Source organism: Mycobacterium sp. (assembly GCF_035697385.1).
GTDB lineage: Bacteria > Actinomycetota > Actinomycetes > Mycobacteriales > Mycobacteriaceae > Mycobacterium.
Genome location: NZ_DASSCY010000187.1, coordinates 1 through 20573 on the forward strand (window position 1 = coordinate 1; position 20573 = coordinate 20573).

21 protein-coding genes are annotated in these 20573 nt (G+C 66.4%); 10 read left to right on the forward strand and 11 right to left on the reverse strand.

Features of this window, described 5'->3' with window-relative positions; translation table 11 throughout:
• Both VFH65_RS15105 and VFH65_RS15110 read left to right on the forward strand, forming a co-directional pair.
• Positions 1-981: flavin-containing monooxygenase (locus tag VFH65_RS15105; RefSeq protein ID WP_353322505.1), on the forward strand; the 981-nt coding region annotated here is incomplete at its 5' end.
• A gap of 19 nt (positions 982-1000) precedes the next feature.
• The gene (locus VFH65_RS15110) at positions 1001-1276 is read left to right on the forward strand and encodes a hypothetical protein (protein WP_353322506.1); all 276 of its coding nucleotides are present in this window, start codon (positions 1001-1003) and stop codon (positions 1274-1276) included.
• Here VFH65_RS15110 and VFH65_RS15115 read toward each other — a convergent pair.
• Complete coding sequence (locus VFH65_RS15115) at positions 1243-2484, reverse strand: TetR/AcrR family transcriptional regulator (RefSeq protein WP_353322508.1); 1242 nt, start codon at positions 2482-2484, stop codon at positions 1243-1245. The two genes, VFH65_RS15110 and VFH65_RS15115, sit on opposite strands and share 34 nt — an antisense overlap.
• Positions 2485-2631: 147 nt before the next feature.
• Here VFH65_RS15115 and VFH65_RS15120 point away from each other — a divergent pair, with 147 nt between their 5' ends.
• Both VFH65_RS15120 and VFH65_RS15125 read left to right on the forward strand, forming a co-directional pair.
• Positions 2632-2970 carry a hypothetical protein gene (locus VFH65_RS15120; RefSeq protein ID WP_353322510.1) on the forward strand — a complete coding sequence of 113 codons (339 nt, stop codon included), beginning with the start codon at positions 2632-2634 and terminating at the stop codon, positions 2968-2970.
• Between the two features lie 14 nt (positions 2971-2984).
• The gene (locus VFH65_RS15125) at positions 2985-4241 is read left to right on the forward strand and encodes an APC family permease (RefSeq protein ID WP_353322512.1); all 1257 of its coding nucleotides are present in this window, start codon (positions 2985-2987) and stop codon (positions 4239-4241) included.
• A gap of 88 nt (positions 4242-4329) precedes the next feature.
• Here VFH65_RS15125 and VFH65_RS15130 read toward each other — a convergent pair whose 3' ends face one another.
• Positions 4330-6009, reverse strand: a complete 1680-nt coding sequence (locus VFH65_RS15130) for a SulP family inorganic anion transporter (RefSeq protein ID WP_353322514.1) — start codon at positions 6007-6009, stop codon at positions 4330-4332.
• A 33-nt stretch (positions 6010-6042) separates the two neighbouring features.
• Here VFH65_RS15130 and VFH65_RS15135 point away from each other — a divergent pair, with 33 nt between their 5' ends.
• Positions 6043-7317 (forward strand): uracil-xanthine permease family protein, encoded by a 1275-nt coding sequence (locus tag VFH65_RS15135; RefSeq protein WP_353322515.1) that lies wholly within the window; start codon positions 6043-6045, stop codon positions 7315-7317.
• Between the two features lie 86 nt (positions 7318-7403).
• Positions 7404-8069 carry a TetR/AcrR family transcriptional regulator gene (locus VFH65_RS15140; RefSeq protein ID WP_353322517.1) on the forward strand — a complete coding sequence of 222 codons (666 nt, stop codon included), beginning with the start codon at positions 7404-7406 and terminating at the stop codon, positions 8067-8069.
• Between the two features lie 15 nt (positions 8070-8084).
• Here VFH65_RS15140 and VFH65_RS15145 read toward each other — a convergent pair whose 3' ends face one another.
• From VFH65_RS15145 to thiO, 8 genes are read right to left on the reverse strand one after another with little or no spacing between them, the layout of a single operon-like run.
• Positions 8085-9545: a M28 family peptidase gene (locus VFH65_RS15145; protein ID WP_414688429.1), complete on the reverse strand. Its 1461-nt coding sequence runs from the start codon at positions 9543-9545 to the stop codon at positions 8085-8087.
• A complete protein-coding gene (locus VFH65_RS15150; RefSeq protein WP_353322519.1) occupies positions 9545-11062 on the reverse strand; it encodes a M28 family metallopeptidase in 1518 nt (505 codons plus the stop codon). Before VFH65_RS15150 ends, VFH65_RS15145 begins: the two co-directional genes overlap by 1 nt.
• A 30-nt stretch (positions 11063-11092) precedes the next feature.
• A complete protein-coding gene (locus tag VFH65_RS15155) occupies positions 11093-11836 on the reverse strand; it encodes an ABC transporter permease (protein WP_353322520.1) in 744 nt (247 codons plus the stop codon).
• Entirely contained in the window at positions 11833-12744 is a 912-nt protein-coding gene (locus VFH65_RS15160) for an ABC transporter ATP-binding protein (protein WP_353322521.1), read from the reverse strand. Before VFH65_RS15160 ends, VFH65_RS15155 begins: the two co-directional genes overlap by 4 nt.
• Before the next feature lie 12 nt (positions 12745-12756).
• A complete protein-coding gene (locus tag VFH65_RS15165; protein WP_353322522.1) occupies positions 12757-13518 on the reverse strand; it encodes an SGNH/GDSL hydrolase family protein in 762 nt (253 codons plus the stop codon).
• Complete coding sequence (locus VFH65_RS15170) at positions 13515-14321, reverse strand: thiazole synthase (RefSeq protein WP_353322529.1); 807 nt, start codon at positions 14319-14321, stop codon at positions 13515-13517. Before VFH65_RS15170 ends, VFH65_RS15165 begins: the two co-directional genes overlap by 4 nt.
• Before the next feature lie 7 nt (positions 14322-14328).
• Positions 14329-14526, reverse strand: coding sequence for a sulfur carrier protein ThiS (gene thiS / locus VFH65_RS15175; protein WP_353322524.1), 198 nt, complete (start codon positions 14524-14526; stop codon positions 14329-14331).
• Positions 14523-15590 carry a glycine oxidase ThiO gene (thiO, locus tag VFH65_RS15180; RefSeq protein ID WP_353322525.1) on the reverse strand — a complete coding sequence of 356 codons (1068 nt, stop codon included), beginning with the start codon at positions 15588-15590 and terminating at the stop codon, positions 14523-14525. The genes thiS and thiO overlap by 4 nt, the downstream gene beginning before the upstream one ends.
• A gap of 149 nt (positions 15591-15739) precedes the next feature.
• Here thiO and thiE point away from each other — a divergent pair, with 149 nt between their 5' ends.
• Positions 15740-16387 (forward strand): thiamine phosphate synthase, encoded by a 648-nt coding sequence (gene thiE, locus VFH65_RS15185; RefSeq protein ID WP_353322530.1) that lies wholly within the window; start codon positions 15740-15742, stop codon positions 16385-16387.
• Here thiE and VFH65_RS15190 read toward each other — a convergent pair.
• Complete coding sequence (locus VFH65_RS15190; protein ID WP_353322526.1) at positions 16371-16877, reverse strand: NUDIX hydrolase; 507 nt, start codon at positions 16875-16877, stop codon at positions 16371-16373. The two genes, thiE and VFH65_RS15190, sit on opposite strands and share 17 nt — an antisense overlap.
• Positions 16878-17022: 145 nt before the next feature.
• Between VFH65_RS15190 and glnX the strand changes: the two genes are divergently transcribed.
• The 3 genes from glnX to VFH65_RS15205 all read left to right on the forward strand — a co-directional run.
• A complete protein-coding gene (glnX, locus tag VFH65_RS15195; protein WP_353322527.1) occupies positions 17023-18342 on the forward strand; it encodes a protein kinase G-activating protein GlnX in 1320 nt (439 codons plus the stop codon).
• Complete coding sequence (locus VFH65_RS15200) at positions 18342-19337, forward strand: glutamate ABC transporter substrate-binding protein (protein ID WP_353322531.1); 996 nt, start codon at positions 18342-18344, stop codon at positions 19335-19337. The genes glnX and VFH65_RS15200 overlap by 1 nt, the downstream gene beginning before the upstream one ends.
• A partial coding sequence (locus VFH65_RS15205; protein ID WP_353322528.1) for a serine/threonine protein kinase occupies positions 19337-20573 on the forward strand: 1237 nt, incomplete at its 3' end. The genes VFH65_RS15200 and VFH65_RS15205, both read left to right, overlap by 1 nt.

The following is a 20573-nucleotide window of genomic DNA, read 5'->3' on the forward strand; positions in this document are numbered from 1 at the left end:
CTCGAAGGCCGCAAGGTGGCCGTCATCGGCACCGGCGCCACCGCGGTGCAGCTCATCCCGGAACTGACCAAGACGGTCGGAGAACTCACCGTCTACCAGCGCACCCCGATCTGGGTGGTACCCAAGATCGACCTGCGATTCGGCGAGCGGGCCAAGCGGCTGTTCGCCCGTATCCCTTTGACACAGCGCGCAATTCGCTGGCTGACCGATTCGATCTACGAAGTCATGATCAACACCGCGATCATTCACCACCGGCACTTCCGCCGGCTGAACATCGCCGCGGCGGACCTGTCGAAGATTCACCGCTTCGCGTCGATCCGCGACAAGGAGTTGCGCCGCAGGTTGACCCCGGATTACGACTTCGGTTGCAAGCGGCCCACATTCTCCAACGGCTACTACCGCGCGTTCACAAAACCGCACGTGCATCTGCAGACCGAGGGCATCGAGCGCATCGTGGCAGACGGCATTGTCAACGCCGATGGCTCGAAGACCGTCATCGACACCTTGGTGCTGGCCACCGGATTCGACCTGTGGGAGGCCAACTTCCCGGCTATCGAGGTGATCGGCCGCGAGGGCCGCAACCTCGGAAAGTGGTGGCGCGAGACCCGATTCCAGGCCTACCAGGGTGTGGCCATGCCGTATTTCCCGAACTACCTGAGCCTCGCCAGTCCGTTCGCATTCCTCGGGTTGAACTTCTTCAACACCATGGAATACCAAATGCGGCACATGGACCGGTTGTTCGGTGAGGTGAAGCGGCGCGGTGCCACCACCTTCGAGGTCACCGAAGACGCCAATACGGCCTACCGGGACCGGATGACCGAACTGCTCGGCGATTCGCTGTGGACGATCGGCAACTGCGCGACGTCGCGGTCGTACTATTTCAATCCTCAAGGTGAGCCGACCCTTTTACGGCCGATGTCGACCGCCATGGCGATCAAAGAAGCATCCGAATTCCCGTTGAGCGACTACCAGATTGCGTGATCGAGAGGATCCAACAGCTGTGCCGACTAAATCGAGGAAGAGTTCGCGTGCTGCCAAGTTCGCCGGCCTGGCCGTCGCGGGCGTCGGGCTGGCGCACTTCACCAGTCCACAGCTGTTCGACTCGATCACCAAGCAGGCGTTCCCGCGCAACAGCCGCCAGCATCTCTACGTCAACGGTGGCATCGAAACCGCTCTGGGACTGGGACTTTCGGCGCGGCAGACCAGGCCGCTGGCCGTTGTCGGCACGATCGGCTATCTGGCCTACCTGGCCGGCAACGTAGCGCGCAACCGATAGCGGCCAAGCAGCGTCAGATCCAGCAGCCGTTGCACCGTCGCTCGGCTGTGCGGCGAGTTCTGATAACGCATCAGCCGGCCGATATCGATCACCAGCGACATCGCCGCGTGCACAGCGAACCGCGCCTGCCCCGGCGTCCACTCCGGCCGGACAGACAAAACCAGCTCCACCCATGACTCCACGGTGGACCTCTGCAGGTTCTGCAGGATTTTCTGGTCCGCCTGCGCCATATTGAGCCGTTCGGTGTAGTACACGTAGTCCAGTTCCGGCTGGTCGAACGATCTCGTCACGTATGCGTCGATCACCGTAGTGAGCGCGTCGACGTGATCGGGCACGGTGTTCACGATCGTCGACAGCTCGGCCGACAACCGGTCGGCGGCCCGCCGGAACGCGGCCGCGAGGATGTCGCTCTTACCGGAGAAGTACTTGTAGATGCCCGATGCCGGCATGCCCACCGCCGTGGCGATGTCCTCCATGCTGGTGTCGCGATACCCCTTCATGTTGAACAACCGCATCGATTCGTTCAGCAGCGCTTCGTACTTGGGTGTTTCGACGACGGCACTGCCGGACGGCGTCCGATCCTCGACGGTGTCCTCGGCATCAGGCAACTCGGCGACCAGCACCGCGTGGGCGAGCTCGGCGAGCAATGCGCGGACCTGGATGGCCGGCAGCTTGGCACGGTGATCGACGATGCTGCCGATGACGGAAAGCACCGCCGTCGATAGTGTCCAGCGTTGCCGCGACGTCAGCTCCGGTCGAATCTGGCGTAGCGGCCGCTGAATCCGGCGGTGGACGGTGCGCATCTGCGCAATCAGCGTCGCCTGGTCATCGCCGCGCAGGTAACGGCCTTCCCAGCGGTAGAGTCCGCCCGACTCGCGGTTGGCCATCGCGGTGTCGACGAGTGCAGCCACCAGTCGGTGCAGCGTCTGTTCCGGATCGCCGGTCGCGGTGTCGTCGACGAACGCCGTGCACTCCACCAACTGCTGGCCCAGGCTGAGCACCGCGTCCCGGAACAGCTCGTACTTGCTCGAGTAGTGGCGGTACAGCGCGGTCGCAGAGATCCCGACGCGCGACGCGATCGCCTCCATGCTGACGCCGTAGTAGCCGAGCGCGCTGAACGCCTCCGCCGACGCCTGCGAGATCTGCGCCTTACGATCCTTTGGACGGCGCCGAACAGCGTCACCGCTGGTGAGCCGGGCGCGCGCCATGGCGAACACCATAACGGACCGCCGTCACACATAGCTGCCCACTTCGATTGAAAAATCGGAAGAAAGTGCTCGCGCCCGCAAGAATCGCCATTAACATAATGCCAGTGTTCGGCGCCTTGCACGGCTCTGATCTGAACGGGGGAACGATTGCACCATTACCACCACCGCGCCTTTTACGTCGGCGTCCTCAGCGTCGTGCTCGTTGTCGTCGGGCTCTTGGCGCTGAACTTTCCGGTCTTCATCGACGCCTACGACCAGTGGGGATGGCAGATCAAATGCGGTACCGGTTTCAGCTCGGACCTGACCCAGGCTGCTGAGGCCAACGGCGGTAACTACGTCGATCAATGCGGCACTGCACTGATGCTGCGCAGGATCTGGGCGATTCCAATGGTGGCCATAGGGTCGATCGTGCTGACAGGTGCGGTTCTCGTGGCGGCCACCGTCTGGGGCCGCGAATCGGTGTTCGGCGAAGACCGAGCCGCCTGACATACCATCGCCGGGTGAGTCAGCCCGATGGGCCCGCACTGCAACGGCGGCTCGGAACCTTCGATGCCGTAACGATCGGGCTGGGCTCGATGATCGGCGCCGGCATCTTCGTGGCCTTGGCTCCAGCGGCCGCTGCGGCAGGAACAGGCCTACTCATCGGCCTTGCGGTCGCCGCAGTCGTCGCGTATTGCAACGCAACGTCTTCGGCGCGACTGGCCGCGCTGTACCCCGAGTCCGGTGGCACCTATGTGTACGGCCGCGAACGGCTTGGCAAATTCTGGGGCTACACCGCGGGATGGAGCTTCGTCGTCGGCAAGACGGCGTCGTGCGCGGCGATGGCGCTGACTGTCGGCTACTACGTGTACCCGGACTGGGCGCACGCGATCGCGGTTGCGGCGGTGGTGGCGTTGACGGCGGTGAACTATGCGGGCATCCAGAAGTCCGCGCTGCTGACCCGCGTCATCGTGGCGCTCGTGTTGGCGGTGCTCGCGGCGGTGGTGGTCGTGATCCTGGGCTTCGGTGACGTCGACGGCTCCCGGCTGGCGTTGGGCGACGATGTATCCATCGGCGGAGTGCTGCAAGCCGCGGGCCTGCTGTTCTTCGCGTTCGCAGGCTACGCACGCATCGCCACTCTTGGTGAGGAAGTGCGCGATCCCGCACGCACCATTCCGCGTGCCATCCCCATCGCACTGGGCATCACGTTGGTCGTATACGCGGTGGTCGCGATCGCGGTGCTCAGCGAATTAGGCAGCGCCGCTTTGGGTTCAGCGACGGCGCCGCTTGCCGATGCGGTAAGGGCGGCCGGTTTTCCCGCCCTTGAACCTGTGGTTCGCGTAGGCGCCGCGGTAGCAGCGCTCGGTTCGCTGCTTGCGCTAATCCTCGGTGTCTCGCGCACCACGCTGGCAATGGCTCGCGACCGGCATCTGCCCCACGCGCTGGCCGCCGTGCATCCGCGGTTCAAGACACCGCACCGCGCCGAGGTCGTGGTCGGAGTCGTCGTCGCCGCGGTTGCCGCAGTGGTGGATGTCCGTGGCGCGATCGGCTTCTCGTCGTTCGCTGTGCTGCTGTACTACGCGATCGCCAATGCATCGGCATGGACGTTGGAGCCGGAAGGCCGGCGACATCAAGCGCTGCGCGGCAGGGTGATACCGGGGCTCGGCTTGGCAGGCTGCCTGCTGCTGGCGTTCTCGCTGCCGCTCAGCTCGGTACTGGTAGGCGCCGCCGTCGTGGCGGTCGGCGCCGCCGCGTTCTGGCTTCGTCGCAGTCGCTAGTCTTCGCATCCTCTTTGAAGCTGTAGTTATCGAGGAGAAGTGCGAGTAGACAGCACGATAACTACAGGCTCAACGCGTCCGCCGCCGCCTACGCCGTGCGCCGGTTGCGGTAGCCCTCGACCGCGGTAGGTAGCGTCGGGAAGATCCGGCCCTCACCGATCTTGTCGAGCAGGCCGGCGGCCTCGAGTTCGTCTCGCAGATCCTGTTTCACCCTGGCCATTCCGAAAATGATTCCGCGCCTTTCCAATTCGGACCGCAGCTGATCAAGGGCGTCTAGCGCGGTCAGATCGACCTCGACGTTGGCTTCGGCATTGAGCACGAACCATTCGACGGGTCCCGGGACCTCGTCGACTGCGGCGAGTGCGCGTTCGCGGAAGTTCTCGGCGTTGGCGAAGAACAACGGCGCGTCGTAGCGGTACACCAGTAGGCCAGGTTCCAATTCGGCGTCCGGATAGTCGTCGATGTCATGCATGCCTGCGACGCCGGGTACGAATCCCTGTATCGCGTCGTGTGGCCGTGCTACGCGCCGCAGCAGGTCGAGGATCGAAAGCACGATGGCAACAAGTACGCCGTAGAGCACACCGAACACCAGCACGGCCGCAGTGGTGGCCAGGGCGAGGATCAGCTCACTGCGCCGAAAGCGGGCCAGCCGCTTGAACTCTGGCACGTCCACCAGCCGAAGGGCTGCGTAGACCACCAACGCCCCCAGCGCCGCACTCGGAAACGCCGCCAGCACGCCGCGCCCGAACAGCATCACCACGAGCACGACCGCCAGCATGACGACCGAGTAGAGCTGCGTGCGGCTGCCGACCGCGTCGCCGAGTGCTGTGCGGCTTCCGCTTGAACTCACCGGAAAGCCGTGCATCAGACCAGCACCCATATTGCAGACACCCAGTGCGCGGAGTTCGGCGTTGGCGTCCACCTCGTATCCATTGCGAACCGCGAACGTCCTGGCGGTCAACACATTGTCGGAAAACGCGACGATCGCGACACCGGCAACCGGGATCACCATGGCCGCCAGGTCCGCCAACGGGATCGCGGTGAACCCCGGTGTCGGCAATCCGGCGGGTATGTCGCCCACCACCTTGATTCCGTTGCGGTCCAACGAAAGCAGGCTGACCGCAAGTGCAGCACCGAGGATCGCGATCAGCGGCCCCGGAATCCGCGGCGCCAACCACGCGAGCACAAGCAGGACTACGAGAACGAACGCGGCCAATATGATTGTCGGCCAGTGCATCCCATCCAGCCCAGAGATGAAGGACCGCAACTGATCGAGGAATTCCTCGCCCTCCACGTCGACTCCGCTGATTTTGCCGAGCTGGCTGGCGATCATGATGGCCGCCACGCCGGCCATGTAACCGATGAGCACCGGCCGGGAGAGCAGCTCCGCGAGGAAACCCAACCGGACCAAGCCTGCGACGAGGCAGATCACGCCGACCAGTAACGCCGCCGCCGCAGCTAGTGCGGCGAAACGGGCGGGGTCGCCTGCGGCCAATGGCGCCAGCGCCGTCGCGGTCATCAGCGCCGTCGTCGACTCCGGGCCGACGGACAGTTGCCGAGACGAGCCCAGCACCGCGTAGACGGCCAGCGGTGCCAGCGCCGCCCACAACCCGACCACCGGCGGCAGCCCGGCCACCGTCGCATACGCCATCACCTGCGGCACCATGTAGGCCGCCACCGTCACGCCGGCCATCACGTCGCCGCGTAACCACGACCGTTCATAGCCGCGGAAGTGCGCGAGGCCAGGCGCCCAGTCACGGATCAACATGCGCTCCTCGCGGTGATGGTGTGTAGTCGGACGGTGATCCCGCTGACATGGAAACACGTCGACTCACGCCCCGACCCGGACTTCGTCGTCGCGCCTGACGAGCGGTTGGGCTGGGGCCGAACCGTCGGCCTCGGCGCTCAGCATGTGGTGGCGATGTTCGGCGCCACCTTCTTGGTGCCGGTGCTCACCGGCTTCCCGCCTGCCACCACGCTGCTGTTCTCGGGCGTCGGAACGGTGTTGTTCCTGTTGATCACCGGCAACCGGCTGCCCAGCTATCTGGGGTCGAGCTTCTCGGTCATCGCACCGGTGACCGCGGCAGTGGCCTCGCACGGCGCCGGCAGCGCGCTGGGCGGCATCATCGCGGTCGGCCTGATGCTGATCGTCATCGGCGCGGTCGTGCACCTGGTCGGCACGCACTGGATCGACGTGACATTGCCGCCGGTGGTAACCGGGGCGATCGTCGCACTCATCGGTTTCAACCTGGCGCCGGCCGCCAAGACGAACTTCGAGAAGGGCCCACTCGTCGGCCTCGTCACGCTGGTGCTGCTGGTCGCGACGCTCGCGTTCTTCCGCGGCATCATCGGCCGGCTGGCGATCTTTCTTGCGGTCGTCGCGGGGTATGTGCTGGCGCTGATTCTCGGCGATGTCGACACCTCGGCGATCGCGGCGGCGCCGTGGGTCGGTCTGCCGGAGTTCCATACGCCGACGTTCACATTGGCGGTGCTGCCCATGTTCCTGCCGGCTGTCATCGCGCTGGTCGCCGAGAACATCGGGCACGTCAAGTCGGTGGGCCAGATGACCAATACGGACGTCGATCCGGTGATGGGTCGCGCACTGGCCGCCGACGGGGTGGCGACGACATTGGCCGGCTTCGGCGGCGGGTCGGCGACCACGACGTATGCCGAGAACATCGGGGTCATGGCGGCCACCCGTGTCTACTCGACAGCCGCATATTGGATTGCCGCGGCGGTGGCGATCGTGTTGTCGCTGTGCCCGAAGGTGGGCGCGGCAATCTCCGCGATTCCGCCTGGCGTGCTTGGCGGTGCGACGATCGTGCTGTACGGGCTGGTCGGCGTGCTCGGAGTGCGCATCTGGCTGACGAATCACGTCGACTTCGCCAAACCACTGAACCAGATGACCGCGGCCATCCCGCTGATCATCGGAATCGCTGACTTCACTTGGCAGGCAGGCGATTTGACGTTCACCGGCATCGCCCTCGGTTCGATCGCCGCGCTACTGGTGTATCACGGCATGCGGCTGCTCGGCTTCAGGAACAGGCGCTTCGTCGAAACGGCGAACAGTGCTTGAGGGCCGTACCTGACTGATTGTTCAAACCACTCGGCTGTTACGCTGGCAGCACCTGGCGTCGACTCCGAGGGGAATTAAACGAGGCCATGGCCGAACCCGCGCCAGCCACCGAGCAGAACGAGGCCCGCCGCGTCGAAATGCTGCGTGCCGCAGCGGAGCTGATATGTGAACGCGGATTCGGTGATACCCGGATCGCCGATGTCGCCAAACGCGCGGGGGTGAGTTCGGCGCTCGTCATCTACTACTTCGGGACCCGAGACCGGCTCCTGGTGGATGCCCTGCGCTACTCCGAGGAATCGTTCTACGATGCCGCCGAACGGATGCTCGCCGACGTCAAGTCTTTGCGGGAGCGGCTGTCGCGGTTGATCCAATGGACGTGCGTGCCGGAGGACTATGACGAGGGATCTGGCGCGTGGGGCTTGTGGTTTGACTTGTGGGCGCAGGCCTTTCGGCACGATGAGGTCAAGGCAGGCCGGGCAGAGCTTGACGCACGGTGGCGCAGGATCATCGTCAACGCCGTTCGATCCGGGCCGGAATCGGCCCAACTCCCCGCCAAGCTGAACATGGGGCTGTTCGCACTGGAGTTCGCGGCGCTGCTCGACGGGCTGTCGATCCAGGTCGCCCTCGAGGACCCGGAAGTCGACTCCGACATGGCATACGACATCGCAATGCGATTCGCGGAGCGGGCACTCGGACTCAGTCCGGCCAAAAGGCGTTCGAGCCGCAACGGCAAGCGGGACACGACGGGCTGAGCGCGCCCGGCCGCGCTACGGCGCACTCCGGCGCCGCTGATCCCGCGCCGGGACGCCGTTGACGCCCTCGACCGACTGCGCGTAAGCACCGACCGCATACGCCACGGCCGGCCCCATGACCGACAACGCCTTGCGGTCGATGTTGTCGATCGAGTCGCGGGGAGTGTGGTAGTTCGGGTCGAACGCGACGCCGGCCTGCCCACCCCAAAGCCGCGCCTGCACTTCGGTTTTCCGCTGTGACGATCCGGTGGTCAACCCGCCGATCGGGATGCCCGCGGTCAAGAACGGACTGGAGTCGGTGGTCTTGGCCAGTGGAATGTCAGCCGGGCGAATACCTGCCAGGTTGAGATATCCCGCCAGGGTGCGTTCGATCCCTGCCGACCCGGCCGGCACGGCGCGCACCGGGATGTCGGGATTGGGCTGGCCGGACTGATCACCGTCGTAGGTGAAGTAGCCGGGGTTGGGCGAAGCGAGCATGTCGAAGTTCAGGTAGAGCGCGATGTCGTCGAGTTGGTCACGCTCGAGCCCGCGCAGGTACTTCGTCGACCCGTCCAGAGCGTTCTCCTCGGCGCCCCAGAACGCGAACCGTACCGCATTGGTGACCTGCGGGGCGGACCCCAACGCTGCAGCGGTCTCCAACACCGCCGCCACCCCCGAGCCGTTGTCGTTGATACCGGGGCTTGAGCGCACGCTGTCGAGGTGGGCACCGACGAGAACGACGTTTTGACTATTGCCGGTTTTGCTCTGCGCCACCACATTTCGGGACTTCGCCATGACAGCCTTGCTGTCCAAGACGAGCCGCACAGGCGCATTGGTGCGGCGCAACGCCGCATCTGCGTCGTCGGCGATAACCCCGACGGGGACCGTGAGCTGCTCGTAGTAGCCCGGTGTGAACAATCCCGCAGGGCTGCCGTTGGTTCCTGGCGCGCTGACGACCAGCAACGCGACGGCGCCCTTGGCCACCGCCGTGTTCTGCTTGTCGACGACCGAACACCCAGTGTCGTCGACTACGGCGATCGCGCCCTTCACCGAAACCGAACCGTAGTCGGCCGCGGTGCAGCCGGACGCCTTCTGCGGTCGCAATGTGAGGGCGCTCAGCCCGGCGGGCGCTGTGGTGACCAGCAGCGAGGCCTGATCGACAGGGTAGGGCCGACCGGACGCCGTGAGCGTCGGGCGGCCGCCCTGCATGCGGTCGAGCCTATCGAACTCCGGCGTCTGGACGTCGAAACCCTTGTCGCGCAAGATCTGTGCGATGTAGTCGACGCTGGCGTCGTAACCGGAAGTGCCGTCCGATCGGTTGCCCTTGTTGGCATCGGCGATCTCCTGCAGCTTGCGCAGGTGCGTGTACATGCCGTCCACCGCCACCTTGCCCGCCAGTTCACCGGCGAACTCGGCCGGCTGCGGCGCAGGAGCCTCAGAAGACGAACACGACGCCAGCGCCGAGATGATGACGACCGCGGCGGCCCATTTCAGCATCATGACTCGAGCACGTGGCGGGTGCGGTCGTCACGGACCGGCACACCGTTGCGACCTCCTTGGTCAATCGCGTAGATGCCGACAATGTAGGCGACCCCGCCACCATTGATCTCCACCGCCGCGCGATCGACATGCTCCAACGTGTCGGACTCCTTGTGGTAGTTGGGATCGAACGGTTCGTCGGCCTTGCCGTCCCAGCGCTCGGCCTGCTCGGCAGACATTTTCGACTCGGCGCCGGAGAAGATGCCGCCGGCAGGGACACCGGCCTGGGTGAAACCGTCATAGTCCGATCGGCCGTCGAAACTGATGTCCTCAGGGGACTTTCCAGCTCCTTGCAGGTACGCAACAAGCGCGCGTTCGATTCCGGCCGAACCTTCGGGTATTCGCGGTACGCCATTGTTCTCATCCCGAGGCGCGGACTGGTCACCGTCGTAGGTGAAGTACCCAGGATTCGGCGAGCCGATCATGTCGAAGTTGAGGTAGAGCGCAATGTCCTTGAGCGCTTCGACATCAAGTGATTGCACGTAGTCGTTGGAGCCCAGCAACCCCAATTCCTCGGCGCCCCAGAAACCGAACCGCACCGCGTTGTTCACCTGCGGCGAACTGCCCAGTTGCAGGGCAGTTTCCAGCACCGCCGCCACGCCAGAACCGTTGTCATTGATGCCCGGCCCCTCAGCCACACTGTCCAGGTGAGCGCCGACCATCGCGACGTTGGACGTGGAGCCCGTCTTGGTCTGGGCGATGACATTTCGCGTGCGTTCGACCCGCACACCTGCGTGAAGCTTGATCGTGGTGTTGGCGGGATCGGCCCGTAGCCGCTCGCCGGATGCCTTGGTGATGCTGATGACCGGAATCTTCACATCGGTCTCCTCGCCAAGGGTTCCGCCCATCTCGTCGCCGTCCTCGTTGTTGGCGACGATCAAAGCGACCGCACCACGCTCGGCGGCTGCGGCTTGCTTGCCGCCGAACGGGCACTGGCCGCGGTCAACCAGAACGATGGCGCCCGTCACGGGAAGGCCGTCGTAGTCCGACGCAGTGCAGCCCGGGCTGTCTTCCACCCGAGCGGGAACCAGGGGCCCGGAAACGCCGCCGTCCGGGGTGCCGATCGTGAAATTGAGTGGTCTGGCGGCGATTTTCGACCCACCGACGGTGAGGACTGGCTCGTCGGCGTACGGAATGCGCACCTCGAACTCGGGCGTCTGCACCTCGAATCCCTTGTCCCGCAGTGCATTCACAACATAGTCGACGCTGGCGTCGTAGCCCTTGGTGCCGAGCGCGCGATTGCCGCCGTTGGCGTCGGCGATCTCCTGCAGCTTCGCCATGTGCGCCATCATCGCGTCGGCTTTCACCAGGTCCCGCAGCTTCGCCGCGAAGTCCGCTGCAGGCCCTGAAACGGCGGCGGACGTGGTGGACGGCGCCGTGGTGGGCTGTGGCCGCACTTCACGACCACAACCACTCAGTGCGAAGACGACAGCAGTGGCCAGCGCCACCATTTTCAACAACGTTGTGTGCCCCATCGCCCACTACGTTAGCGCCGACCGTCGCCGCTACGGGTCGCGTCGGCTCACCACGACGGCCGCCATGACAAACACCGCGGCCGCGATGCTCGCGAAGTACAGCGCCGCCCCGACCGGACCCCACCACATGGTGAACGTTTGCAACCACGGCACCTCGGTGAAAGTGGAGGCGTTCGCGAACGGGAACAAGGGCCCGATGCGGGCACCGATTCGGGGCGTGGCCCCCAGCAGCGGCTCTACCACGAACGGCAGCAGCACCAATATCGCGACCACCGCGGCGCTGTGCCGAACCAACGCGCCCAGCCCGACCGCAAGTACGGCGCCGAGCACCGCGTAAAGGCTGATGGCTCCTACCGTTCTCCACACCGAGGGGAGCGTCAAAGACAACTTCTCGCCCTGCTGGCCGGTGGCCATCGCCCGGACCAAGGCGATCGACCCAGCGGTCATGATCGCGGCCAGGATGCCCGAGAAGACCGCGCAGACAAGAGCTTTCGCGCCAAGGACGCGGACTCGACGAGGAGTCGCCATGAAGGTGGTGCGGATCAAGCCGGTGCGGTGTTCACTGGTGATCGTCAGCGCCGACAGCATCATCAGGACAGGAACCCCGAACGTCGCGACGCCGATGGCCGCGCGTTCGGGCGGTATCGCGCTGAAGGGCAGCGCCGTCAACGCCTGGATCGCGGCGAAGCCAAGGCTCACCACGACGACTGCCAGTGACGTCCACAGGGGTGAGCGGGTGGTTTGAAGCTTGATGCGCTCAGCCGTCACGGTCATGGACGTGCCCCTGTGGCGCGATAGTCGACGGCATCGTCGGTGAGGTTCATATAGGCCTCCTCAAGCGATGACTGCTGCGCCGACAGTTCGTGCAGGGTGATTCCGTGCCGCGCCGCGAGCTCTCCGATCTGCTCCATCGAGCCGCCGCGAACAAGCAAGAAGCTTCCGTCGCGGTGTGCCGAGAGCCGCTCGCCCGTCAATAGTTCGTGCAGCTGGTCGATCTGCGGTGTGCGGACCCGTATCGAATCGACGCCGGAACGGCTCAGGAAGTCAGCCATCGTCGTGGCAGCCATCAGCTTGCCCCGCCCGATCACCACCAGCCGGTCGGCGGTGTGGGCCATCTCGGCCAGTAGATGGCTTGAGACGAACACCGTGCGTCCCTCGCTGGCCAAGGTGCGCATCAATGTGCGGATCCAACGGATGCCCTCCGGGTCCAACCCGTTGACCGGCTCGTCGAACAGCAGCACCGGCGGGTCACCCAACAGGGCCGAGGCGATGCCCAGCCGTTGCGCCATGCCGAGCGAAAACGTCCCCGCCCGCTTGCCAGCCACGTCGGCGAGCCCGACCATGCTGAGCACCTCGTCCACCCGCTTCACCGGCAGCCGATTGGTCGCCGCGATCCACCGCAGGTGCGCCCGCGCCGACCGATTCGGGTGCACCTGCCGGGCATCGAGTAACGCGCCGACGGTGCGCAGCGGGTCTTTGAGGTCGTGGTACTTCTTGCCCGAGACGGTTGCCGTACCCGCGGTAGGCCGATCCAGCCCGACGATCATGCGCATGGTCGTCGACTTGCCCGCGCCGTTGGGACCGAGGAAGCCCGTCACAACGCCGGGCTCGACGGAACACGTGAGGTCGTCGACGGCGCGGGTCCGGCCGAACACCTTTGTCAGGCCAGCCAGCTCGATCATCGGCCCATGATTTCAGGTCGCTTGTGCGGCGACCAGGTCAGCGACGGCCCGCATGCCCGCGGCGTTGGGATGCAGCGGCGCGGTTCGCCCCGGCAGAGGCAAACCGTATTTCGTCGTCCAGGGCTGCGCCGACCAGGCGTGATGCTCGCGGCTCGCCTCCGCGGCCCGCACCAACCCGCATCCGGTGTCTGTGGCCGCATCAGCGGTGAGCCGCGCCAGCGTGTCGGCAATGTGGCGGCCGACGGCGAGGTCGGAGTCCGACAGCGGCGGCGCCGGCGTGCCCGGCGGCGGCAGCAATGTCAGATAGTCGACGAACAGCACCTTGGCCCGCGGTGAGCGCCGCCGCAGCGTGTGACCCACCTGTTTGAGCGATTCGGCCACGTCGACCAGCGCACGGTCACGGGCGGCGGGATCGAGCGGGCCCCGCAGCAGGCAACCCACCAGCGGCACAGAGCGAACTACGCGCGGCAGCCCCGCGGCGAAAAGGAATTGCACGTAGCCGACGTCGTTGCCGCCGATCGTCACCGTCACCAATTCCTCGGAGCCGTCCAACGCGTCGATCTGCGGCGGTGCGCCGTGTTGCGGGTCGGTGAGCACATTGGCGGTGGTGGCGCCGGAGTAGGTGACGTCGACGAGGTCGAGTCCGAGCTTCTCGGCGACCAGGTGCGGATAGTTGCGCGCCGAACGGGCCGCACGGAAGGGGGCACCTTCGGCCGCCGGCCGGATTCCCGGTCCCGCCGCCATCGAACTGCCCAGTGCGACATAGCGACTCATGGCGACGGGCTCGACGCCTGCGCCCAGAATCGCTTCGGGATACGGCCGGCCTGCCGGGCCAGGTATCCGGCGTTGACGGCGGCGGCCATCGCCGCGGCCATCGTGGGCGGGTCGGCCGCGCGAGTGACGGCACTGGCGAGCAGCACAGCGTCGCAACCCAATTCCATCGCCAGCGCCGCGTCGCTCGCCGTACCGATGCCTGCGTCGAGTATCACAGGAACCCCGGCCTGCTCGACGATCATCTCGATGTTGTGCGGGTTGGCGATCCCCAGTCCGGTGCCGATGGGTGAGCCGAGCGGCATCACCGCCGCGCACCCGGTGTCCTCCAGCCGACGGGCCAGCACCGGGTCGTCGTTCGTGTACGGCAGCACGACGAAGCCGTCGTCAACCAATCGTTCTGCGGCCCTGACTAATTCGACGGCGTCGGGCAGTAGGGTGCGTTCGTCGGCGATGACCTCCAGCTTGACCCAATCGGTGCCGAGCGCCTCTCGGGCCAGCTGTGCGGTCAGCACTGCTTCGGCGGCGCCGCGGCAGCCGGCGGTGTTGGGCAGCGGCGTGATGCCGATCCGGTGCAGCAGATCGAGCACGCCGGTACCACCCTCGGTGTCGACGCGACGCATTGCGACCGTGGTCAATTCGGTTCCCGACGCGATGAGCGCCTCTTCGAGGACGCTCAGGTTCGCCGCGCCGCCGGTGCCGAGAATCAGCCGTGAGCCGAAGCTGCGCCCGGCGATCGTCAATTTCGATTCCCGGGTCGTCCCCTGCGCTGCGCGCGTGGGCCCAACGCTCCTGCCCTCCGAAATCTTGTCGTCAGCCACCCTGCACCGCCGTCACCACTTCCACCCGTGCGCCATCGGCCAACGTGGTCTCCCACTCCGAACGCGGCAGCACCGACCAGTCGACCGCGACCGCAATGCCCTTCTGCGGAAAGCCGAGCCGGGACAGCAGCGCGGCGACGGTCGTCTGGTCGTCGACCTCGACGTCCTCGTCGTTGACTATGACCTTCATCGCGCACCTACTAAATCAGCCTCGGGCAGCGGCGCACCGTTGAGCTCCGCGACGATGGCCTCCGCTGTCCACGGCGCGAGCAGGAAGCCCGACCTGCCGTGCCCAGCGGCCACCAGCGTGCGCTCGTCGAGCCGCCCGACGATCGGCAGGTTGTCCGGCGTCATCGGACGCAGACCCGCGGCGCATTCGGCGAATTCGTACTCCCCGAGCGCAGGCACCACCGCGCACGCGTCGTCGAGCAGCTCGCGAACGCCAGTCACGGCCGGCGCGGTGTCGCGGCCGTGCTCGTACTGGGTGGCGCCGACGACGACGCCGTCGTGGCGCGGCACGAGGTACACCTGACGTCCGTGCACCCGGGCACGGATCACGCGCTGCGGCACCGGCATACAGCCGCGCCGCCAGCGCAGCCGCAACACCTCACCCTTGACGGGACGGATCGGCAGTCCTGGCCACAATGTCGGCGCGTCGATCCCGTTGGCGATCACGATGGCGTCCGCCTGCACCGCCGCCAATTCCATCACCGGCGGTGCCCATCGCACGCCGAGCCGTTCGCACTGCGCGGCCAGCGCCTCGACCACTGCCCGATTGTCAACGGCCAGTTCGGTTTCCGCGCGGAACCCGTGCCGAATGCCTTGTGCCAGCAGCGGTTCGATGTCGCGAGCCGCAGAGGTGGGCGTGACGGGGTGGCCCTGCGCAGCCAGCCACTCGCCGACGGTCTTCAGGTCGGCGGCGTCGGCGCGGTCGACGGCGACCACCAGCGATTCGCGCGCGGTGATGACGTCGTCGGGCAGACCGTCCATGAACTCGCCGTGCCACAGAGCCAGCGACGCCAGCCCTAACTGGAGCAGACGTTCCTCACCGGGCCAGCCTTCGCTGTGCGGGGCCAGCATGCCGCCCGCCACCCACGACGCGCCACGCTCGTCCGCGCTGCCTGCCCCCCTGTCGCTTCGCTCCTGCCCCCCGGGACGGTGCACTCGGACTGTCCATCCGTCCATCGCGGCCCGGCGTGCGACGGACAGCCCGATGACACCGCCGCCGATGACGGCCAGTGATCCGTGAGGCATGAAATCCTCCCTTCGCCGGCATGACCCGGATCAGGTGTGACGGTAAAGGCAGGCGTGCCCACTCTCAGTCCGCGGTCCCGGGACTCCCGTGTTCGCTGATTAACGGTAGTCGTTACCGTCGCCGTGTGCACAAACCTCGTGAACGGCTGATGTCCGCGTCACTGTATTTGTGCACCGACGCCCGTCGTGAGCGCGGTGACCTGGCGGAATTCGCCGACGCGGCCCTGGCCGGCGGGGTCGACATCATCCAGCTTCGCGACAAGGGCTCACCCGGCGAGCAACGCTTCGGTCCGCTGGAGGCACGCCAGGAACTGGAGGCGCTGGCCACCCTCGCCGACGCTGCGCGCCGCCACGATGCACTGCTGGCGGTCAATGACCGCGCCGACATCGCGCTGGCGGCCGGCGCCGACGTGCTTCATCTCGGGCAGGACGACCTACCGCTGGCCGTCGCGCGCGACATCATCGGCCCCGGGCCCGTGATCGGGCGGTCCACCCACGACCGCGCCCAGGTAACAGCAGCCGCGGAAGAGGCCGTCGACTATTTCTGCGTCGGCCCCTGCTGGCCGACCCCCACGAAACCGGGCCGCCCCGCCCCTGGCCTGGACCTCGTCCGTGCGACGGCCGAATTGGGGACGAACAAGCCATGGTTCGCGATCGGTGGCATCGATGAGCAGCGGCTGCCGGATGTGCTTGCGGCGGGCGCGCGGCGCATCGTCGTGGTGCGGGCGATCACCGCGGCCGACGATCCACAGGATGCCGCGCGACGGCTGAAGTCGACGCTCAGGTCCGTCGATTGACCAGCAGCGGGATGGAGGCCGCCACCGATCGCAGCTTCTCCCAGCTGGCCGCGAATCCTGGGTGCAGGGGCAACTCGGTCACCTCGTCCTCGGCGACCCAGCGCAACTCCGAACTCTCCCGGTTGGGCACGGTCTCCAGCAGTTCTGGCGCATCGGCGATGACGGTGGTGTAGCTCCAGTGAATGCCGTCGCTGCCCGAAATTTCGGCGGTGATCACGGTGGTGCGCACGGTCAGCAGCTCGGCGGTCAGACCGGCTTCTTCGTGGGCTTCGCGCACTGCGGCCTGCTCGGGGGTTTCGTGGCTGTCGCGCGCCCCGCCGGGCAGACCCCACGTGCCGCCCTGGTGGCTCCATGGCGCCCGGTGCTGCAGCAGCACAGCCGCCGAACCGTCGGGCCGCGGCGCGCGCAGAAGCAGACCGGCCGCGCCGTGCCTGCCCCAAAACGCCGCGCCGGTGTCGGACACCACCCACCCGTCACCGTCGCCACGCACGTGCACAGCTTAGGGAACACAGCCGAAACTCGTGCCCCTCGAATCCACACACGCCACCGCTGAAACTCTTAGAATTCTTTTATAGAGTTGCAAATGGTCGGGACGATAGCCGGAAAGCACCGATATAGATGAGGTCCGCTCACACGTGACTGTGGAGTTGGCGCACCCGTCGACCGAACCGCTGGCGTCGCGGTCGCCGACGACACCAGCGCACCCGCGCTGGTGGTTTCTCTGGACCACCCCTGGCCGCATCCTGACCATCGGGGTCGTCCTGTCCGCGCTCGTCGTCGCCAGTGCGTTTGCCACCTCGACGACGATCAACGACCGCCAGGCGGCGCTGACGACAGTCCTCAATCACACCGAGCCGTTGTCGTTCGCGGCAGGGCAGCTCTACACGACGCTGTCGGTGGCCGACGCCGCGGCGGCCACCGCGTTCATCGCCGGTACCGAGCCGCGCGATGTCCGGCAACGCTACGAGCAGGCCATCACCGATGCGTCCGTCGCCGTGACCCGCGCCTCGAGCGGGTTGACCGACGAGACGCTGGTGCAACTGCTCGGCCGGCTCAACGCCCAGCTGTCGGTCTACACCGGGCTGGTCGAGACGGCGCGCACCAACAACCGGGCCGGTAACCCGGTCGGCTCGTCGTATCTGTCCGAGGCGTCGTCGTTGATGCAGACGCAGATCCTGCCCGCAGCCCAAAGGCTCTACGAGGAGACCTCGGCGCGCGTTGACGCCGAAACGACCGCGTCGACGAGGATTCCCGGGCCCGTCATTCTCGTGGTGCTCGCGACGCTGTTGTTCGGCGCCTTCGCCAACCGCTGGCTGGCCCGCCGGACCCGTCGGCGCGTCAACATCGGTTTTGTCGCAGGCGGCATGGCCGTTCTGATCATGCTGATGTGGGTTGGCACCGCTTTGGTGATCTCGACGACGGACAGCCGCAGCGCGAAAGAGACGGCGGCGCAGTCGCTGAAGACCATCACCAATCTCGCGATCACCGCGCAGCAGGCTCGCGCCGACGAGACGCTGGCGTTGATCCGCCGCGGTGACGAAAACGTGCGAAAGCAGTCCTACTACCAGCGCATCGACATGATGCAGCAGCAGTTGTCGGGCTATCTCTCCCGCGACGACGCGATCGACAAGAGCGATCTGTCCGACGCCGAGGAGTTGTTGACGCGATGGCGGGCGGCCGACGACCGGATCAACGCCTATATCGCGGTTGGCAACTACCAGGCCGCGACGCAGGTGGCGCTGGGCACCAGCGAGGACGACTCCACGCCGGCCTTCGACAAACTCGACCAGGCGCTCAGCAAGGGCATCGAGGAGAGCCGCAGCCAGTTGCGCAACGACATCCTCAATGCTCGTCGCGTGTTGTCGGGAGCGACCGTCGGCGCCGCCGCGCTGTCGGTCATCGCCGCCGTGGCGGTGGCGTTGGGGTTGTGGCCGAGGCTGAGTGAGTACCGATGATGAGCGCTCGCGCGAAGAACAGACGACCGGTGATGTTGCGGAAGCTGGGGGTTGCGCTTGCCGCGGCAGCGGTGTTGACGGGTTGCGCGCAGGCGGCGTCGGTAATGCCGGTGCCGGGCGTGACGCTCGCGCCGCCGACACCGGCGGGCATGGAGGAGATGAAACCGCAGCCCGCGCGCGCTCCCGTCGAGTCGGAGGACGACTGCGACCGCACCGCGAGCCTGCGCCCGTTCACCAACAAAGCCGCAGCGGACGACGCGGTCGCCAACATCCGGGCGCGTGGCCGGCTGATCGTCGGGCTCGACATCGGCAGCAACCTGTTCAGCTTCCGCGACCCGATCACCGGCGAGATCACCGGTTTCGACGTCGACATCGCCGGCGAGATCGCCCGCGACATCTTCGGCTCACCTTCACAGGTCGAGTACCGGATCATGTCGTCGGCCGATCGCATTGCCGCGCTGCAGAACAACCAGGTCGACGTCGTCGTCAAGACCATGACCATCACCTGCGAGCGCAAGCAGCAAGTCAACTTCTCCACCGTCTACCTGAACGCCAATCAGCGGATCCTGGCGGCGCGGGACTCGACGATCTCGCAGCCGTCAGACCTGTCCGGTAAGCGGGTGTGCGTCGCGAAAGGCACGACGTCACTGCAGCGGATCCAGCAGATCACGCCGCCGCCGATCATCGTCGGGGTGGTGACCTGGGCCGACTGCCTGGTGGCGTTGCAGCAGCGTCAAGTAGACGCCGTCAGCACCGACGATTCCATCCTGGCCGGGTTGGTGGTACAGGATCCCTACCTCCACATCGTCGGGCCCAGCCTCAACGAGGAGCCCTACGGCATCGGAGTCAATCTGCAGAACACCGGGCTGGTGCGCTTCGTCAACGGCACGCTGGACCGCGTCCGCCGCGACGGCACCTGGAACACGCTGTACCGCAAGTGGTTAACGGTGCTCGGCCCCGCTCCGGCGCCTCCAGTCGCGAGGTATGTCGACTGATGGCAGAAGTGCAGCCCGAAGAATTCGACGAAGCCGGCCCCGGCACACAACCGGCTAGCTTCGACGATCTGGACATGGACTCGGTGGCCACCATGCGACCGATGGCCACGCAGGCGGTATTCCGACCACACTTCGACGACGATTCGGATTCCATCTCTGTCGGCACCGGCGATACCGAACCCCAGGACTACACGACGGTGACGCGTGCGTTGTCGCCGACGCGCCGACTGGGCGGCGGGCTGGTCGAGATTCCGCGGGTGCCCGCCAAGGACCCGGTCGAAGCGTTGATGACCAACCCTGTGGTGGCCGAGTCCAAGCGGTTCTGCTGGAACTGCGGACGGCCCGTCGGGCGCTCCACCCCCGATGGACGAGCGTTGTCGGAGGGCTGGTGCCCGCATTGCGGCAGCGCGTATTCGTTTCTGCCGCAACTGAGCCCGGGCGAGATCGTCAACGAGCAATATGCGATCAAGGGCTGCATCGCGCACGGCGGGCTGGGCTGGGTGTATCTGGCCTACGACAAGAACGTCAACGACCGGCCGGTCGTGCTCAAGGGTCTGGTGCATGCCGGGGACGCCGAGGCGCAGGCAATCGCGATGGCCGAGCGGCAGTTCCTTGCCGAGGTGACACACCCAGGGATCGTCAAGATCTACAACTTCGTCGAGCACGACGACAAGCACGGCAACCCGGTCGGCTACATCGTGATGGAGTACGTCGGCGGGACGTCGCTCAAGGAAGCCAAGGGTGAAAAGCTGCCGGTGGCCCAGGCCATCGGATACATGCTCGAGATCCTGCCCGCGCTCGGCTACCTGCATTCGATCGGGTTGGCATACAACGACCTCAAACCCGAGAACATCATGGTGACCGAGGAGCAGCTCAAGCTGATCGACCTCGGTGCGGTGTCGCGGATCAACTCGTTCGGATATCTCTACGGCACACCGGGTTTCCAGGCGCCGGAGATCGTGCGATCCGGACCCACGGTGGCCACCGACATATACACCGTCGGCCGGACACTCGCGGCCCTCACACTGGACCTGCGTACCCGCAAAGGCCGCTACGTCGACGGCTTACCGGAAGACGATCCGATACTGGCGCAATACGATTCGTTCGGCCGGCTGCTGAGGCGCGCCATCGACCCCGACGCGCGGCGGCGCTTCGGCAGCGCGGAGGAGATGTCGGGCCAGCTGCTCGGCGTTCTGCGCGAGGTGGTCGCGCAGGACACCGAGGTGCCGCGGCCCG

What these genes read in the sequence shown, in the direction of transcription:
- thiE (WP_353322530.1), top strand. Translation starts at nt 15,740, where the DNA reads ATGTCCGCGTCACTGTATTTGTGCACCGACGCCCGTCGTGAGCGCGGT.
- VFH65_RS15160 (WP_353322521.1), bottom strand. Translation starts at nt 12,744, where the DNA reads ATGATCGAGCTGGCTGGCCTGACAAAGGTGTTCGGCCGGACCCGCGCC.
- VFH65_RS15145 (WP_414688429.1), bottom strand. Translation starts at nt 9,545, where the DNA reads ATGCTGAAATGGGCCGCCGCGGTCGTCATCATCTCGGCGCTGGCGTCG.
- VFH65_RS15130 (WP_353322514.1), bottom strand. Translation starts at nt 6,009, where the DNA reads ATGTTGATCCGTGACTGGGCGCCTGGCCTCGCGCACTTCCGCGGCTAT.
- VFH65_RS15150 (WP_353322519.1), bottom strand. Translation starts at nt 11,062, where the DNA reads ATGGGGCACACAACGTTGTTGAAAATGGTGGCGCTGGCCACTGCTGTC.
- VFH65_RS15115 (WP_353322508.1), bottom strand. Translation starts at nt 2,484, where the DNA reads ATGGCGCGCGCCCGGCTCACCAGCGGTGACGCTGTTCGGCGCCGTCCA.
- VFH65_RS15155 (WP_353322520.1), bottom strand. Translation starts at nt 11,836, where the DNA reads ATGACCGTGACGGCTGAGCGCATCAAGCTTCAAACCACCCGCTCACCC.
- VFH65_RS15200 (WP_353322531.1), top strand. Translation starts at nt 18,342, where the DNA reads ATGAGCGCTCGCGCGAAGAACAGACGACCGGTGATGTTGCGGAAGCTG.
- thiO (WP_353322525.1), bottom strand. Translation starts at nt 15,590, where the DNA reads ATGCCTCACGGATCACTGGCCGTCATCGGCGGCGGTGTCATCGGGCTG.
- thiS (WP_353322524.1), bottom strand. Translation starts at nt 14,526, where the DNA reads ATGAAGGTCATAGTCAACGACGAGGACGTCGAGGTCGACGACCAGACG.
- VFH65_RS15165 (WP_353322522.1), bottom strand. Translation starts at nt 13,518, where the DNA reads ATGAGTCGCTATGTCGCACTGGGCAGTTCGATGGCGGCGGGACCGGGA.
- VFH65_RS15140 (WP_353322517.1), top strand. Translation starts at nt 7,404, where the DNA reads ATGGCCGAACCCGCGCCAGCCACCGAGCAGAACGAGGCCCGCCGCGTC.